Raw genomic sequence first — 404 nt, 5'->3', positions numbered from 1 at the left:
TTTTTAAGAGCGTCACCTTCATGGTGGTCAGTGCGTCCTGCTGATGTGCTCAGTATCACCGCCAGTGGTATTTATGTCAACACCGCCAGAGATAATTTATCACCGCAGATGGTTATCTGTATGTTTTTTATATGAATTTATTTTTTGCAGGGGGGCATTGTTTGGTAGGTGAGAGATCTGAATTGCTATGTTTAGTGAGTTGTATCTATTTATTTTTCAATAAATACAATTGGTTATGTGTTTTGGGGGCGATCGTGAGGCAAAGAAAACCCGGCGCTGAGGCCGGGTTATTCTTGTTCTCTGGTCAAATTATATAGTTGGAAAACAAGGATGCATATATGAATGAACGATGCAGAGGCAATGCCGATGGCGATAGTGGGTATCATGTAGCCGCTTATGCTGGA

The 404-nt window shown here is 41.8% G+C and carries 1 pseudogene; it reads right to left on the bottom strand.

What is annotated here, in order from left to right:
• Window positions 1-287: 287 nt before the first annotated feature.
• A pseudogene (locus EMN46_RS19255) lies at window positions 288-404 on the bottom strand (biopolymer transporter ExbB); the annotation flags it as partial.

It is taken from the genome of Ancylomarina sp. 16SWW S1-10-2, assembly GCF_009669305.1.
Classification (GTDB): domain Bacteria; phylum Bacteroidota; class Bacteroidia; order Bacteroidales; family Marinifilaceae; genus Ancylomarina.
The sequence above is the reverse complement of the archived record's forward strand: the minus strand, read 5'-3'. Positions and strand labels throughout refer to the sequence as shown.